General features: G+C 68.3%; 11 protein-coding genes and 4 pseudogenes. 7 read left to right on the top strand and 8 right to left on the bottom strand.

From position 1 onward, the window contains the following. Positions 1-37: 37 nt before the first annotated feature. Entirely contained in the window at positions 38-1042 is a 1005-nt protein-coding gene (locus FDZ84_RS32010; protein ID WP_168588893.1) for a hypothetical protein, read from the bottom strand. An 86-nt stretch (positions 1043-1128) separates the two neighbouring features. Here FDZ84_RS32010 and FDZ84_RS41200 point away from each other — a divergent pair, with 86 nt between their 5' ends. Continuing rightward, on the top strand, positions 1129-1443 hold the full coding sequence (locus tag FDZ84_RS41200; RefSeq protein WP_168588892.1) for a GNAT family N-acetyltransferase: 315 nt from the start codon (positions 1129-1131) through the stop codon (positions 1441-1443). 106 nt (positions 1444-1549) lie between these two features. Here FDZ84_RS41200 and FDZ84_RS32000 read toward each other — a convergent pair. Then, a pseudogene (locus FDZ84_RS32000) lies at positions 1550-2237 on the bottom strand (glycoside hydrolase family 3 protein); the annotation flags it as partial. Position 2238: 1 nt separating this feature from the next. Here FDZ84_RS32000 and FDZ84_RS31995 point away from each other — a divergent pair. From FDZ84_RS31995 to FDZ84_RS31980, 4 genes and pseudogenes are all read left to right on the top strand, one after another. Next, positions 2239-2606 (top strand): annotated as a pseudogene (locus tag FDZ84_RS31995) (ABC transporter permease); the annotation flags it as partial. Further along, positions 2595-3285, top strand: a pseudogene (locus tag FDZ84_RS31990) (ROK family protein); the annotation flags it as partial. The pseudogenes FDZ84_RS31995 and FDZ84_RS31990, both read left to right, overlap by 12 nt. A 258-nt stretch (positions 3286-3543) precedes the next feature. Beyond that, a complete protein-coding gene (locus FDZ84_RS31985; protein ID WP_168588891.1) occupies positions 3544-5226 on the top strand; it encodes a sodium:solute symporter family protein in 1683 nt (560 codons plus the stop codon). A 31-nt stretch (positions 5227-5257) separates the two neighbouring features. Beyond that, complete coding sequence (locus FDZ84_RS31980) at positions 5258-5515, top strand: hypothetical protein (protein ID WP_168588890.1); 258 nt, start codon at positions 5258-5260, stop codon at positions 5513-5515. A 100-nt stretch (positions 5516-5615) separates the two neighbouring features. Here the strand turns inward: FDZ84_RS31980 and FDZ84_RS31975 are convergent, their stop codons facing one another. After that, on the bottom strand, positions 5616-6848 hold the full coding sequence (locus tag FDZ84_RS31975; RefSeq protein WP_246868577.1) for a cytochrome P450: 1233 nt from the start codon (positions 6846-6848) through the stop codon (positions 5616-5618). A 208-nt stretch (positions 6849-7056) separates the two neighbouring features. Here FDZ84_RS31975 and FDZ84_RS31970 point away from each other — a divergent pair, with 208 nt between their 5' ends. Continuing rightward, positions 7057-8535: a serine/threonine-protein kinase gene (locus FDZ84_RS31970; protein WP_168588889.1), complete on the top strand. Its 1479-nt coding sequence runs from the start codon at positions 7057-7059 to the stop codon at positions 8533-8535. An 84-nt stretch (positions 8536-8619) separates the two neighbouring features. On the opposite strand, the pseudogene FDZ84_RS31965 reads toward FDZ84_RS31970, so the two are convergent. From FDZ84_RS31965 to FDZ84_RS31950, 4 genes and pseudogenes are all read right to left on the bottom strand, one after another. Beyond that, positions 8620-9132 (bottom strand): annotated as a pseudogene (locus FDZ84_RS31965) (polynucleotide kinase-phosphatase); the annotation flags it as partial. Positions 9133-9249: 117 nt separating this feature from the next. After that, positions 9250-9903, bottom strand: a complete 654-nt coding sequence (locus FDZ84_RS31960; protein ID WP_168588888.1) for a response regulator transcription factor — start codon at positions 9901-9903, stop codon at positions 9250-9252. Further along, positions 9900-11009 (bottom strand): sensor histidine kinase, encoded by a 1110-nt coding sequence (locus tag FDZ84_RS31955; protein ID WP_168588887.1) that lies wholly within the window; start codon positions 11007-11009, stop codon positions 9900-9902. Before FDZ84_RS31955 ends, FDZ84_RS31960 begins: the two co-directional genes overlap by 4 nt. A 57-nt stretch (positions 11010-11066) precedes the next feature. Beyond that, positions 11067-11243: a hypothetical protein gene (locus tag FDZ84_RS31950; RefSeq protein ID WP_168588886.1), complete on the bottom strand. Its 177-nt coding sequence runs from the start codon at positions 11241-11243 to the stop codon at positions 11067-11069. A 157-nt stretch (positions 11244-11400) separates the two neighbouring features. Between FDZ84_RS31950 and FDZ84_RS31945 the strand changes: the two genes are divergently transcribed. Further along, a complete protein-coding gene (locus FDZ84_RS31945; RefSeq protein ID WP_246868576.1) occupies positions 11401-12594 on the top strand; it encodes an FAD-dependent monooxygenase in 1194 nt (397 codons plus the stop codon). Between the two features lie 9 nt (positions 12595-12603). Here FDZ84_RS31945 and FDZ84_RS31940 read toward each other — a convergent pair whose 3' ends face one another. Then, a complete protein-coding gene (locus FDZ84_RS31940) occupies positions 12604-14469 on the bottom strand; it encodes an ABC transporter ATP-binding protein (protein ID WP_246868575.1) in 1866 nt (621 codons plus the stop codon). Position 14470 lies beyond the last annotated feature (1 nt).

Genomic DNA, 14470 nt, shown 5'->3' with positions numbered 1-14470 from the left:
CGTGAGTGCGTAACCGGGCTGGAGCCGTGTTACGTACTCACGAGCTTTGTGCCGGGCAGTGCGGGCAGGCGTGGTGTGCACCTGCCCAACCTTCTCGACGCAGCACTGCCAAAACCTCTTGGGCCACCGCGCACGGGTTTTTGCGGACATCTTGCCAGCCGTACACCAGCCGAGCCCTGCCGGCGAGTTCGGCCGCGTTGTCGCGGCGTCGATCCCGGAACGCTATGCGCTTGGTCGCGTGGAACTCCCGGCCATCCAGTCGAACGGTCAGCGGCACGCCCGAGGCGTCGTAGACGACGTCCTCCCATAGGACGATGTCGTCCACGACGAACGGCGACTGCCGCCGGGCGGTCGGAAGTCCGTGCGCCTGTTCCACACTCCGCAGGTATTCCGCCTCCAGAACGGAAACCGCGCCCCCGGTCAGCAGTTCAAGCGCCTGCTTCACCGCTTTGCGGTGGCGGTACGGTGGCCGGTTCTCAACTTGTTCGTGCACCCGCCACAGCGCGATCTGATTCGCGCCGATCAACTGAACCACGAGATCACGGGCCTGGTCTGCCGTCGGTTCGGCCGCGGCCAGGTCGATGACGGTGTCTTCCCTGCTCGTTCTCGGCGGGTCAGACGGCGCGATGATGTGCTGGAATGCGCGCGAGCGGTGCACGTGGACGAAGGGCAGTTGCGAAACCGCGGAATGCTTGTAGGGCACCGTGATGTGCACTGGCGCATCCTCGGCCACCGGCAGCATCCCCCACTCTTCGGCCGCAGTGCGGTGGCTCAGCACTGTCCACGGTCCCCCGTACCGAAGTGCGGCACTGATCAACGACGACCTCGGGAGCGGCCCGGTGAAGACCGCGTAGACATCGGGGACGACTCGCTGCCACCGCTGCGCCTCGATCTGCGCCTGGGGAAACTCCCTCGGTAGGCCGAATTCACGGATCTGCGCGCCGGAAACCACACCGTGCTGGCTGTCCACCAGCTTTGCCCAGCGCTCCCGGTCCTCGGCGGAGAGCGATACGTAACGGGAGCACTTCAGGTTGTTCGACATAGTTCCAAGATCCACGTCGACGCAGAGCTCCACCAGCGAATTCCGGGTATCTGTGGACTACTCGCCCACCTGTGGAGAAGTCGTGAGTGCGCAGCCGACCTGGAACCCGGTTACGCACTCACGACCCGCCGGAGCAGCAGCCAGGCCACGTTCGCCGCAGCGGTCGACTGGTCGCCCGTGCGGGCTGGCTGCCGATCACGGTCCGCGCCGGGGGGAAGCGTGTGGTTGCGGTCGGGCTGGGTGGGGTGGTCGTGCACCGTTCGCAGCGTGGCCGCAGCGTCGGGCATTGGTGGTCCGCGCGGCGGTGGACCGGGATGCGCCGGCTCGGGCGTCCGATCGGAATGCTGTTCTGCCACGAAGAACTCGTGCCCTACGTTCTGCGGCGGTGTGCGCAGTCGTGAGTGCGCAGCCGAGCCGGAGCCCGGTTACGTACTCACGACCGATCAGTACCTCATGCCGAAGTCGTAGGGGAAGAGGGGCTGTTGGCCGTCTCCATCGTTGATGGGTTTTGCCGCCGCCGTTGGCCAGTGGCAGCACGTTGCCGTCGTTCTTCAGCAGGACCTGCGACGCGCGGACCGCCTCGCGGGCGAGGTCGCGGTGCTCCGGGCTGCCGACGGTTCTGGTGAAGCTGCGGTCGGTGAAGGGCCGCTCGAACAGGCCGAGCTCGAACTTCTTCGTCAGGATGCGGCGATTGGCGTCGTCGATGCGCGACATCGGCACCCGATCGGCCTCGACCTCGGCGCACAGCAGGTCCATGAACTTCTGGTAGTCGTAGGGCACCATGATCATGTCCAGCCCGGCGTTGATCGAGCTGCGCACCTCATCGGCGGTGAAGCCCTCCTGCCGTCGATCTTGTCGATCGCCTGCCGGTCCGACACGACGAATCCGGTGAAGTCCAGCTCGCCCTTGCGCACCCCATTGATCAGGTAATCGTTGGTGTGCATCTTGACGTCGCTCCAGCTGCTGTAGGAGATCATCACCGAGCCGACGCCGCGTTCGATCGCGGCCTGGAACGGCGGCAGGTGCACCACGCGCAGCTCCGCCTCGTCGATCTCTGTGTTGCCCTGGTCGTCGCCGCCGGTCGTGCCGCCGTCGCCGACGTAGTGCTTCGCGGTCGCCAGCACGGATGCCGGACCGTCCAACTGGACCCCTGCAGGCCGGTCACCGCGGAGGCCATCGCCGTGGGCCGCTCCGGTGAACGCTACGGCCGGCACCTGCACGCGGTTGGCAACAACCGGGATGCCGCGCACCGAGCCGGGGTGAACGTCGCCAAGATCAGGATGAGCGCGTTCATCGTCTGCTCCTCGGTCGCGGCGCTGGGCGCCATCGTCTACACCTCGAAGGTCGGATCGGTCGACGGCAGCGCGGGCAACGGAAACCTCGTGCTGTTCGCGGTCGGTGCCGCGGTCATCGGCGGCGCCTCGCTGTTCGGCGGGAAGGGCCGCATGCAGGATGCTGTCCTCGGCGGCGCGGTGCTGGCCACGGTCCAGAACGGACTGGACCTGCTCGGATTCCAGGCGGCCCGGTGAACATTATCGCCGGCCTGGTCCTGGTGCGCGAGGCACCGAACCTGCACTGGACCGAAGTGCCGCTCGGCGACTGGCTTTCCAAGGCGCTGGGCGGCCGGCGGGTGGAAGTCGGCAACAACGCGGAACTCAGCGTGCTCGCCGAGCACCTGCGCGGGGCGGCGCGGGGAGTGACCGATGCGGTTTTCGTCGGAGCCGATGTCGGTGTCGGTGGCGGGGTGATCTCCGGCGGCATGCCGTTGCGGGGCAGCGGCGGTTATGTCGGGGAGCTCGGCCACCTGGTGGTGCGGCCGGACGGGCACGAATGCTATTGCGGCAGCAGGGGATGCTGGGAGACCGAGGTGGGAGAGCGGGCCCTGAGCAGGGCGCTGGACCTGCCGGAGGATTCGCCCCGCGGCGTCGTCGTCGCCGAGCTGCACGCGCTGGCGCAACAGCCCGACGAGGTGTTGCAGCGGCTCGGGGAGTTCGGCGAGTGGCTGGCCCATCGGGCTGTGCAACGTGGTCAACCTGCTGTGCCCGCAACTGGTGGTGCTCGGTGATCTGTTCACCGCGCTGCCGCGCACGTTGATCGACCACGTTGGCAAGCTGCTCTCCGAGCGCAGCCTGGTCAGCCGTGCGATGGGCGGCACCAAGCTCGTCACGTCCTCGCTCGGCGGCGACGGCAAGTTGCTCGGCGCCGCCGAGCTCGCCTTCGAGCAGGTCTTGGCCAGCGGCTGAGCCGAACGGCCGAAACCGTTGCCCCGGCGGGGAAAGCGCACGTTGCGATGCGGTTACGCCGAACCTGCTTGATCAATCAAGCAATCTTCTTCGCGGCGCCTTCCGGTGATATGTTCCTGCGGGCAACATACTGGACCGGAGTCGAACCCGACCCGGTCGAGCACATCTTCTTCGCGTCCTGCGTTCTCGGCACGTCACTCCGGCGTTCCTGCGAAAAGAGGGACCACTTTGTTCACTGGGAGATGGGACAGTACCCCGGTGCTGGCTCAGGGTCAGCTGCTTGACGCCAACGCGGTGGATTTTGCGTTGTTGGCGTTGTACTTCGCTTTTGTGCTGGGTATTGGGTACTTGGCGCGGCGTGCGGTTTCCACCAGTCTGGACTTTTTCTTGTCGGGGCGGGCGTTGCCGGCGTGGGTGACGGGTTTGGCGTTCATCTCGGCGAATCTGGGTGCGATCGAGATCATCGGTATGTCGGCGAATGGTGCCGAGTACGGGATGCCGACGATGCATTATTTCTGGATCGGTGCGGTGCCGGCCATGCTGTTCTTGGGCGTGGTGATGATGCCGTTCTACTACGGCTCGAAGGTGCGCAGTGTTCCGGAGTTCATGTTGCGGCGGTTCGGGAAGGCGGCGCATCTGGTCAACGGGATCAGTTTCGCGGTGGCGCAGATCCTGATCGCGGGTGTGAACCTGTATTTGCTGGCCAGCATCGTGAATGCGTTGCTGGGTTGGCCGTTGTGGTTGTCGGTGTTGCTGGCGGCGGCGATCGTGTTGTCGTACACGGCGTTGGGCGGGTTGTCGGCGGCGATCTACAACGAGGTGTTGCAGTTCTTCGTGATCGTGGCGGCGTTGTTGCCGTTGACGATCGTGGGGTTGGTGAAGGTCGGCGGTGTGCAAGGTCTGGTGGCGAAGGTGTCGGCGGGTCCGGGGGGTGCGGCGCAGCTGTCGGCGTGGCCGGGCACCCAGTTGACGGGGTTCGACAACAGCGTGCTGAGCGCGGTGGGTCTGGTGTTCGGGTTGGGGTTCGTGCTCAGCTTCGGGTACTGGACGACGAACTTCGTCGAGGTGCAGCGGGCGATGGCGTCCAAGAGCATGTCGGCGGCGCAGCGGACGCCGATCATCGGGTCGTTCCCGAAGATGTTCATCCCGTTCATCGTGGTCATTCCGGGGATGATCGCGGCGGTGCTGATCCCGGAGCTGGCGGCGTACAAGCAGGCCGGTGGCACCGGTGGCGGGGGTGTGGATTACAACGATGCGATCTTGTTGTTGATGCGGGATTTGCTGCCGAACGGGATTCTGGGGATCGCCCTGGCCGGGTTGCTGGCATCGTTCATGGCGGGGATGGCGGCGAACTTGTCGTCGTTCAACACGGTGTTCACCTATGACATCTGGCAGTCGTACGTGGTGCGGGACCGGGCGGATGGTTATTACCTGCGGATGGGTCGCTCGGTGACGGTGGCGGCGACGCTGGCGGCGGTGGGCACGGCGTTCATCGCGGCGGGTTATTCGAACTTGATGGATTACCTGCAGCAGTTGTTCTCGTTCTTCAACGCGCCGTTGTTCGCGACGTTCATCCTGGGGATGTTCTGGAAGCGGATGACCCCGCATGCGGGGTGGGCGGGTCTGGTGCTGGGCACGGTGTCGGCGGTGGTGGTGTTCGGGCTGTCGGAGTCGGGGGTGCTGGACCTGCCGGGGCAGGGCGCGAGTTTCGTGGGTGCGGGTGCGGCGTTCGTGGTGGACATCGTGGTCAGCGTGGTGGTGTCGTTGGCGACGCGTCCGAAGCCGGAGACGGAGTTGGCGGGGTTGGTGTACTCGTTGACGCCGCGGGCCAGCCGGCAGGCCGCGACCAGCGGGGAGGACGCGGGCTGGTACCGGCGGCCGGGCCTGCTGGCCGGGATCGCCCTGGTCCTGATCATCGCCCTCAACATCGTCTTCGGCTGACGCTGACCGAAGCAGACAAGGAGGTCTCCCCATGGCGAGCCGGGGTTCGGGGCACACCGCTGGTGCCTTCGACATTCGGACGATAATCGCGCTGCTGTTCGGCATCTACGGCATCGTGCTCATCGTCGTCGGTGCGACGGCTGGCGCTGACGACGTCGCGAAGTCCGGCGGCATCGACATCAACCTCTACTCCGGCATCGGGATGCTCGTCTTCTCCGCTGCCTTCGCCGTCTGGGCGCGGCTGCGACCCATCGCAGTCCCCGCCGCGGACGAGGTGCCGAAGTCCTGAGTAGAAGTCCGATGTGGACATACACGGGTCCGGGTGACGCGTGAAGGGCACCTCCTGCGAAGTTGATTGGCGGGAGGTGCCCTTCACGCGGAACGGTCTGTCAGGGCTTCGGCACGGAGACGACCATGCCGCGCAGTTCGTAGCCGCCGATCGCGTCGTTGAACGAGACGCGCGGCGGCTTCGACATCTCGACGCCCGGGAGCGCGAGCAGCTTCGTCAGGAAGACGTCGGTTTCCAGGATCGCGATGTTCGCGCCCGGGCACTTGTGCGCGCCGTCCCCGAAGGACAGCCCGGGGGCCGAGGCGTCGTTGAGGGAACGGGCGGGGCACACCGCCAGCGGCTGGTCGCCCACCGCTTGCGGGTCGGTGTTCGTGGCGCTGACCTGGATGTCGATCACCTCGCCGGCCGGGACGGTGACCGTCTCCTGGTCGTCGGTCGGCAGCTCGACAGGGGCGGTGGTGCGCCGCTTGAGGTGGCCGACGACCGGTTCCAGCCGCAGCAGCTCGTGCAGGATCGCGAGGCGTTCGGGCTCCTCGGCGGCGCGGTAGCGGTCGAGCAGCGCCTCGTCGGTGAACAGGTGCCACGCGGCGACGCTCACGAACTCGCGGGTGGTGACCATGCCCGCGGCGGCGAAGGTGATGCACTCGCCGAGGATTTCGGCCGACGAGCAGCCCTCGTCCAGCAGGTGCGAGATCAGGTCGTCGCGGCGTTGCTTGCGCCGCGCGCGCACCGCGGGCCGAACGTCGCCGAAATAGATCCCGGACCAGTTGGTGGCCTGCCGCCACACCCAGTAGAGCCCGTGGAGGCTGGTGAAGCCCGGTTTGCCGAACTCCTCGGGGAAGAACCGCTCCAGCCGTTGCTTGAGGCCGGGGCGGCTCTCGGTCAACCCGATCACCGCGCAGGCCACGTCGATGGCGAGGTTGAAGCTCAGCTCCGAGAGCTGCGCCTGCCCGGCCCCACGGAGCTTCTCGAGCTGGGCATCCGAGATCCGCTCCATTAGCCCGCGGTAGCTCTCATCCACCCGGCGCGGCGTGAAGTACTTCGCCGTCTGGCGCCGGTGCTCCCGGTGCTCCGGTCCGTCCCGGTACAGCACGGGGCGCCGGATCTTGCCGGGCATCTTCTCGAGCGACTCCACCCCGAGCCCGGCCTGGACGGTGTCGGTGCTGCGCAACGCGGTGCGCGCGGCGGCATAGCTGCGGATCGTCCAGACGCCGTCGGAGCCGCGGCTGACCGGGCAGCCGGTCTCGGGTTCGCCCCGGTCGATCTTGCGTGCGTTCGTCCCGTCGGTCGACATCGGCGGACCGGTCCTTTCCACAGCCGGGTGGTCGAGCATGATCCACTTCTTCTATCAGCCGGGAACGTGCGACGCATCGATCTGCATCGGTTCGTAGCGGAAACTTCACCAGCGACAGCCGGTGTTCAGCCGATCTCCTTCGGTCACCACCAGGCGTGGTCGACGAGGTGGCGCTCGGGGCGTGCGGGGACCGTGTGAGTCGCCTAATAGGATGGCGCGCGAGGTCGGTCTTGAGGAGTTGCGCACGGTGAAGTGGCAGTTCGGTCCTTACCGGGTGGAAGGATTGATCGCGCGGGGTGGGATGGGTGAGATCCTCCGCGCGTACGACACGCGCCACGATCGCATCGTCGCCCTCAAGCTGCTGGCCCAGCACCTCGCGGTCGACGAGGAGTTCCGCGAGCGCTTCAAGCGGGAGGCGCACGCGGCCGGACGGCTCCGTGAGCCGCACGTCATCCCGATCCACGCCTACGGCGAGATCGACGGCCGGCTGTACCTGGACATGCGGCTGGTCGAGGGCAGCGACGTCGGGTCCCTGCTCGCCGCCAACGGCGCGATGCGCCCGACAGATGCGGTGGCGGTGCTGGAACAGATCGCGGAGGCGTTGGACGCCGCGCACCGGGAAGGCCTGGTGCACCGCGACGTAAAGCCGTCGAACATCCTGGTCAGCCACAGCGGTTTCGCCTACCTCGTCGACTTCGGTATAGCCGCGTCGCTGCGCCCCACCGCCTCGCTGACCTCCACCGGCTACACCGTCGGCACGCTCGCCTACATGGCGCCGGAGCGGTTCGACGACGGCCCCGTCGACCACCGGGCAGACGTCTACTCGTTGGCCTGCGTGCTCTACCAATGCCTGACCGGTGCGAAGCCGTTCGGCGGGGACACCGCGGCGTCGCTGATCAACGCGCACCTCAACCAGCCGCCGCCGGTGCCGACCGGCGTTCGCGGCGACATCCCGCGCGAATTCGACCAGATCGTCGCGCGCGGCATGGCGAAGGACCCCGCCGAGCGCTTCTCCAGCGCCGGTGAGCTGGCCCGCGCGGCGCGCCAGGCACTGACCAGCGTCACGGCGATCCCGGCGCAGTTCGCGGCGCCGCCAGCGGAACCGATGCGCAAGGGCGGCATCGCGCGCTGGGGGTACGTGCTGGGCGGGGTCGGGGTCGTCGCGGTCGTGGCCGGTGCGGTGGCAGTCGCGGCCATGATGCACACCGAGCCGGGCCAGGCGATTCCGGCGGACGAAACCTCGCAGCCGGTAGGGGAGACGATGGCGCCGCCGATCCCCACCCCGTTGCCTTCCAGCGCGCCCCCGTCCCCGCCGCCGTCCTCCCCGCCGATCCAGCCGCCGGAGCAGAAAACCGAAACGCAAGCTCCCGAGACCCAGGATCCGTCGGCGGATCCCGAGACACCGCCGTCGAAGCCGATGCAGACCGAGTGGTGCCAGTCGATCAGCTTCAAGGGCGAGGAGCGCGGCACGGGCTGCTTCGAGGCGGTCGGCGACCACCTCTTCGCGCACGACACCAACAAAGACGGCATGTGGATCAAGACCGTGTCGGAGACCGACTACGGTCGCACGGACGAGTGCAAGGACCTGAACAGCGACGGTCCGCCGGTGGACTGCAACCTGGACCTGAGCGAGAAGGGCATGGTCCGCATCAAGATCGAGCTCTGGGACGGCAAGAGCAAGCTCAGCGAGACCGCCTGGTCCAAGTTCGTCCCGATCGGCCAGTGACCCTGCGCCGCGCGTTCAGGTGATGGGCCGCAGCCGGGCCGCGGCGATGCGGGTGGAGCTGAACTCCCGGATCGCCGCGGCGGATCACAGCCGGGGATCGACGGGCTCGGATTCCAGTACCAGCACGGCGAAAACGCACTCATGCACCCGCCACAGCGGCTCGCCCCACGCGACCCCCTCCAGGCCTTCGAGACCGAGCGCGTACTCGCGGGTCGCCAGGCCGCGTTTGCGGCCGAGGGCCCGCTGGCGGAGGCGGTCCATGTTCGCTGCCTCGGTGTAGTCGGGTCCGTAGATGATCCGCAGGTACTCCCGGCCGCGCACCTTCGCACCCGGCTGGGCCAAGCCCCGCTGCCCCCTGGTGAGGTTCGCCATCGGCTTGACCACCATGCCCTCGCCGCCGCCCCCGGTCAGCTCCTCCCACCACTCGATGCCCGCCGCGGTCGAGGCCGGGTCGGTCGTGTCCACCGCGACCCGGCGGGTGGTGGCGAACAACTCCGGGTCGGTGCCGACGAGCCGGTCCGCCAACGCCAGGTGCCAACCGTGCTCCAGACCGTGGTAGGTCCGTCCCTCGGTGGCCAACACCTGGAACGGCGCCAGCCCCCCAGCGCCGGACGGGCGCTGGCCAACGTCGGCACCGTAAGGGTCGGCTCGCGGAACGTTTTTACACGTTGCGTGAACGGTGCGACCGGTTTCTGGGGTGTGACCGGCGTTGCGTTAGTCGGCCAGCCCCGACTGGTAGGCGAAGACGACGAGTTGGGCGCGGTCCCGCGCGCCCAGCTTGATCATCGCCCGGCTGACGTGGGTGCGCGCCGTCGCCGGGCTGACCACCAGGCGTTCGGCGATCTCCTCGTTGTTCAAGCCCTCCGCGACCAGGCCCAGCACCTCGCGCTCGCGTTCGGTGAGCGTGTGCAGCTGCGGGTGCGGTCGGCGCGACCGCGGCGCCATCGACACGAACTCCCGGACCAGCTGCCTGGTCGCTGACGGCGCCAGCAGCGCCTCACCGCCGGCGACCAGCCGGATCGCCCGGAGCAGCTCAACCGGCTTGGTGTCCTTCAGGAGGAATCCGCTGGCTCCGCCGCGCAGCGCGGCGAAGACGTATTCGTCGATCTCGAAGGTGGTCAGCACGATCACCTTGGTGTCCGGCAGCTCCGGGTCCGCAGTGATCCGGCGGGTCGCCTCCAGACCGTCGACGCCGGCCATCCGCACGTCCATCAGGACCACGTCCGGGCGGTGCTCGCGCGCCGCGGCCACCGCCGTCAGCCCGTCGGCGGCCTCGCCGACGCAGGTCAGGTCGTCCTCGCTGTCGATGAGGGTGCGCAGGCCGATGCGCACCAGGTCCTGGTCGTCGACGATCAGCACGGTGATCATGGATGTCCTTCGATGGGCAGGCGGGCTTGCACTTCGAACCGGCCGTCCCCGGTGGGACCTGCGGTGAACTCGCCACCCAGCGACGCGACCCGCCGCCGCATTCCGGGGATGCCGAGCCCGCCGCTGTCGTCCGGCGAGCCGGTGAGCGGGTTGGTGACCGTGATTACCAGGGCGTCGGTCGCGTAGTCGACGGTGACCTCGGCGCGCTTGTCGCCGCTGTGGCGCAGCACGTTGGTCAACGACTCCTGCAGGATCCGGTAGCCGGTCAGGTCGACCGCAGCGGGCAGCTCCCGTGGCCGACCCGTCGTGACCAGCTGGACCTGAACACCGGCTTCGATCATCCGTTTCCGCAGGTCGTCGAGCCTGGCCACGCCCGGGGTCGGGCCTGGCGAGGCGGTCCGGCGCACCACGGCCAGTGTCGCGCGCAGCTCTTCCAGCGCATCGCTGCTCGTGCGGCTGATCGCCGCCAGCGAGACCTCCGCCTGCTCCGGCTTCTTCGGCAGCACGTGCAGCGCCACGTCCGCCTGCATCTTGATGGCGGCCAGCCCATGCCCCACGACGTCGTGCACCTCCTGCGCGATTCGCAACCGCTCGTCGTCCACGCGCTGGCGCAGCACCTCAGCCCTGGCCCGGGACGCTGCCTCACGCTGCAACCGGACGACACTGCCCACCGCGAACGGCACCACCACCCACGCCGAACCCGGGATCACCCCGAGCAGGCCGGGCACCGCGGTTGCGCTGGTGAAGATGTGGACCAGCAGCACGACGAGGGCGGCGAACGCCGTCGGCACCGAGGTGGCCGGCCGGCGGTGCCTGGCCAACGTGTAGACCGCGATCATCAACGCCAGCAGGACCGGGCCGTAGGTGAAGCCCAGAACCAGGTACGTCGAGGTGAGGGCGGCGGCGACGAGCAGCGTCACCACCGGTTGGCGACGCCGCAGCACCAGGACCAGCCCGGTGGCCGCCACCAGCACCAGGCCGAGGCCGTCGATCGGCCGGTGCGCGGTCGCAGTCCAGTGGTCGGCACCCAACGTGCCGACGATGCCGGTCAACGTGATGAGGACGGCGAACACGGCGTCCCCGATCAGCGATTTCATCGCGCGCATGTTCGCAGTCTCCGCGATGCGGGAGGCGCAGGGGTCGGCCGAGGAGCGAACATGTCTCTACTCTTCCCGACGTAGCCGGCGGTGCCACGCCAGTTCGGGGAGTCGTTGCAGCCACCCACGGGGACCTGGGCTCTCGCACTTGAGGGCGGCGTCGGCGAGCAGCGGGTGGTGGCCGTCTAGCAGGACGATGTCGGCCGCGCCTACTAGTTCGGCGATCTCCGGTGCCTGCCGCACCTGCGCGCGGTGGTGTCGATGTGGTCCGGCATGTGGACCGCTGGATTGCGGGTGCGACGAGTCGGGGAGCGGTGTACAACGAGGGCGTCACGCGGACAAGACGTGCCGCCCGGTGCGCCTGCGCAGCTGCCCGCCTGTTTCCAGGAGGTGCTGTGCCGTGAAAATTGTGTGCATCGGAGCCGGCCCCGCTGGGCTGTACTTCGCCATTTCGACGAAACTGCGGGACGCCGGGCACGACGTGACAGTAATCGAACGCGATCCGCGCGGCGCCACTTATGGTTGGGGCGTCGTGTTCGGGGATGATCTGCTGGACATGCTGTACCGCAACGACCGGGGAAGCGCTGAGCGGATCCGCGCGGCGTCGACGTTGTGGCAGGGACAGGTCATCGAGATGTGCAGCCAGGACAAGGCGTATCTCGGGGGGTACGGCTACAGCATCAACCGCGCCACGATGCTGGAGATCCTCGCCGAGCGGGCGACGGACGTCGGGGCGCACATCGAGTACGAGCGCGCCGTCGACGACCTTTCCGAGTTCTCCGACGCCGACCTGATCGTGGTGGCCGACGGCGCGAACAGCCGGATCCGGGGGCAGTACGCCGACGAGTTCGGCACCCGGGTGGACCAGGGGCGCAACCCCTACATCTGGCTGGGCACGGACCGGCGGTTCGACATGTTCACCTACGACTTCGAGGAGACCCCGGAGGGCTGGATCTGGTTCCACGCCTACCCGAGCAGCGCCGGGGTCAGCACCGTTGTCGTCGAATGCCAGGAGCGGGCCTGGCGGTACCTGGGCCTGGATCGGCTAGGCCACGAGGAGGGCACGCGGGTGCTGGAGCGGATCTTCGCCCGCCCGCTGCGGGGCTGTTCGCTGGTCAGCCAGTCCCGCGGGAAAGCCGCTTCGTGGCAGCGCTTCACCCACGTCTACAACGAGTCGTGGCTGCACGACAACATGATCCTGATCGGCGACGCCGCGCACACAACGCACTTCACCATCGGTTCCGGAACCAAGTTGGCGCTGCTGGATGCGGTAGCGCTCGCGCAGAACCTGTTCGACCACGGCGACTCGAACGCAGCGTTGAAGGAGTTCGACGAGCAAGGCCACGCGCAGCTGCGCCTGGCGCAAGCCGCCGCGCGCACCAGCATGGCCTGGTTCGAGAACGTCGACCGCTACGCCAACAGCAACGCCGTGGACTTCACTTTCGCAATCGCCAGTCGGTACGGCGCGCATCCGCCGTGGCGGTACCAGCAGCACCTCGTGAACCAGAACTTCTTGGTGCGCAAGGGAAAGTTGCTTGCTGGTACCGGCCAGCGGTGGTTCCGCGCGCGTCGGCGCGGCGAATCCTGGCGCTAATGCGGCGTCCTAGCCGGGCATGTGCCCGTCCATGTGCCCGTCCGGTCGGGCCGGAGTTTCCGGCGGTCCGACCGGACGCTCCGGGTGGTGCAGCCGGTAGAGGTGGGCGTAGCCGTTGTTGTTGGCCAGCAGCTCGTCGTGGGTGCCGGCTTCGGTGATCGTCCCGCGGTCCAGGTAGATGATCTGCTGCGCGTCGCGGACCGTGAGCAGGTTGTGCGAGATCACGATGGTGGTGCGCCCGGCCATCAACCGGCGCAGTGGCGCCAGGATCCGCTGCGCGGCTTCGGCGTCCAGGCTCGTCGTCGGCTCGTCCAGTAGCAGGATCGGGGCGTCGCGGATCATCGCGCGGGCGATCGCGATGCGCTGCCGCTGCCCTCCGGAGAGCAGGCGGCCGCGCTGCCCGACCCGGGTGTCGTAGCCCTCCGGTAGCTGCTGGATGAACTGGTGCGCGTCGGCGGCCTCGGCCGCCTCGACCAGCTGCTCGCGGGTGGCGTCCGAGCGCCCGGCCAGGATGTTGTCCGCGATGGTGCCGTCCAGCAGCAGGGTTTCCTGCAGCACGATCGCGATGTTGGCGCGCAGCGCGTCCAGGTCCACGGCCCGCAGATCGATGCCGTCCAGCAGGATCCGGCCGTGGGTGGGGTCGTAGAAGCGCAGCAGCAGCTTGGTCAGCGTGGACTTGCCCGCGCCGCTGGTTCCGACCACTGCGGTGGTTTGCCCCGGCAAGGCGCAGAAGCTCACCCCGCGCAGCACGTCGGCGGCGGTGTCGGGGTAGCGGAAGCCGACCCGGTCGACCTCCAGACGGCCGGTGATCCGTCGCGGCAGCGGGATCGGGTGCGCCGGGTTCTGAACCAGTGGGCGCTGGTCGAGCAGGTCGATGATGCGCTCCGCACTGGCGGACGCGGCGAAGACGGTGTTGGACAGCTGGCCGAGGCTGCGCACCGGCGTGTAGAGCTGGGACAGGTAGACCAGGAACACCAGCAGCCCGCCGAGGCTGATCCGGTCCGCCGACAGCTCGTAGATGCCGACGCCGAGGATGGCCATCACGCCGAACACTTCCAGCAGGTCGACCAGCGGGGAGAACAGCGCGCCGACTCGCACCGAGGCCATCGCGGCGGCGACGTTGCCGCGGCTTTGCCGGGTGAAGCGGTCCACCTCGGCCTGTTCCCGCCCGTAGGCCTGGATCAGCGGCGCGTTGCCGAGGCTTTCCTCGGCGACGGTGGAGATCGAGCCGCTGCGCCCGCGGACCTCGCGGGATGCCTCCCTGATCCGCCGCGCGAAGAACTTGGCGACGACCCAGAACAGCGGGGCCCCGACCAGTGACACCAGGGCCAGCAGCCAGTCGAGGTAGAACAGCACCCCGGCGAACAGCAGGACCTTCACGACCGAGGCGAAGGTCTGCGCGACCCCGGACAGCACCAGGCTCTCGATGGCGGCCACGTCCCCGGTGAGCCGGGACAGCGTGTCGCCGATGCGCCTGCGGTCGAAGAACCCGATCGACAGGGTGTGCAGGTGGGCGAAGACCTTGGTGCGCAACTTGTTCAGGAAGTTCTCGCCGATCCACGTCGCGAGGTATTGCCCGCAGAAGTCCAGCACGCCCGACGCCAGTGTTATCAACGCGTACGCCACCGCGATCGCGGGGAAGAGCGAGAAGTTGCGTGGGGCCAGCACGTCGTCGATGAGCACCTTGAACAACCAGATCGCCGCCGCGTCCAGCAGCGGCGATACCAGCACCAGCACCAGGCTGACCAGCAGCCAGCCGCGGTATTGCCGCGCATCCGGCCAGAAGCGGCGGAAAACCTCGCGCACCCGCACCGTCGGCGCGCGCTCGACCAACCCCTCGGTGTCCCGTTCGGCCGGCCGGAACAGCCAGTTCACC

This window comes from Saccharopolyspora sp. ASAGF58 (assembly GCF_012277335.1).
Taxonomy (GTDB): domain Bacteria; phylum Actinomycetota; class Actinomycetes; order Mycobacteriales; family Pseudonocardiaceae; genus Saccharopolyspora; species Saccharopolyspora hattusasensis.
The sequence above is the reverse complement of the archived record's forward strand: the minus strand, read 5'-3'. Positions and strand labels throughout refer to the sequence as shown.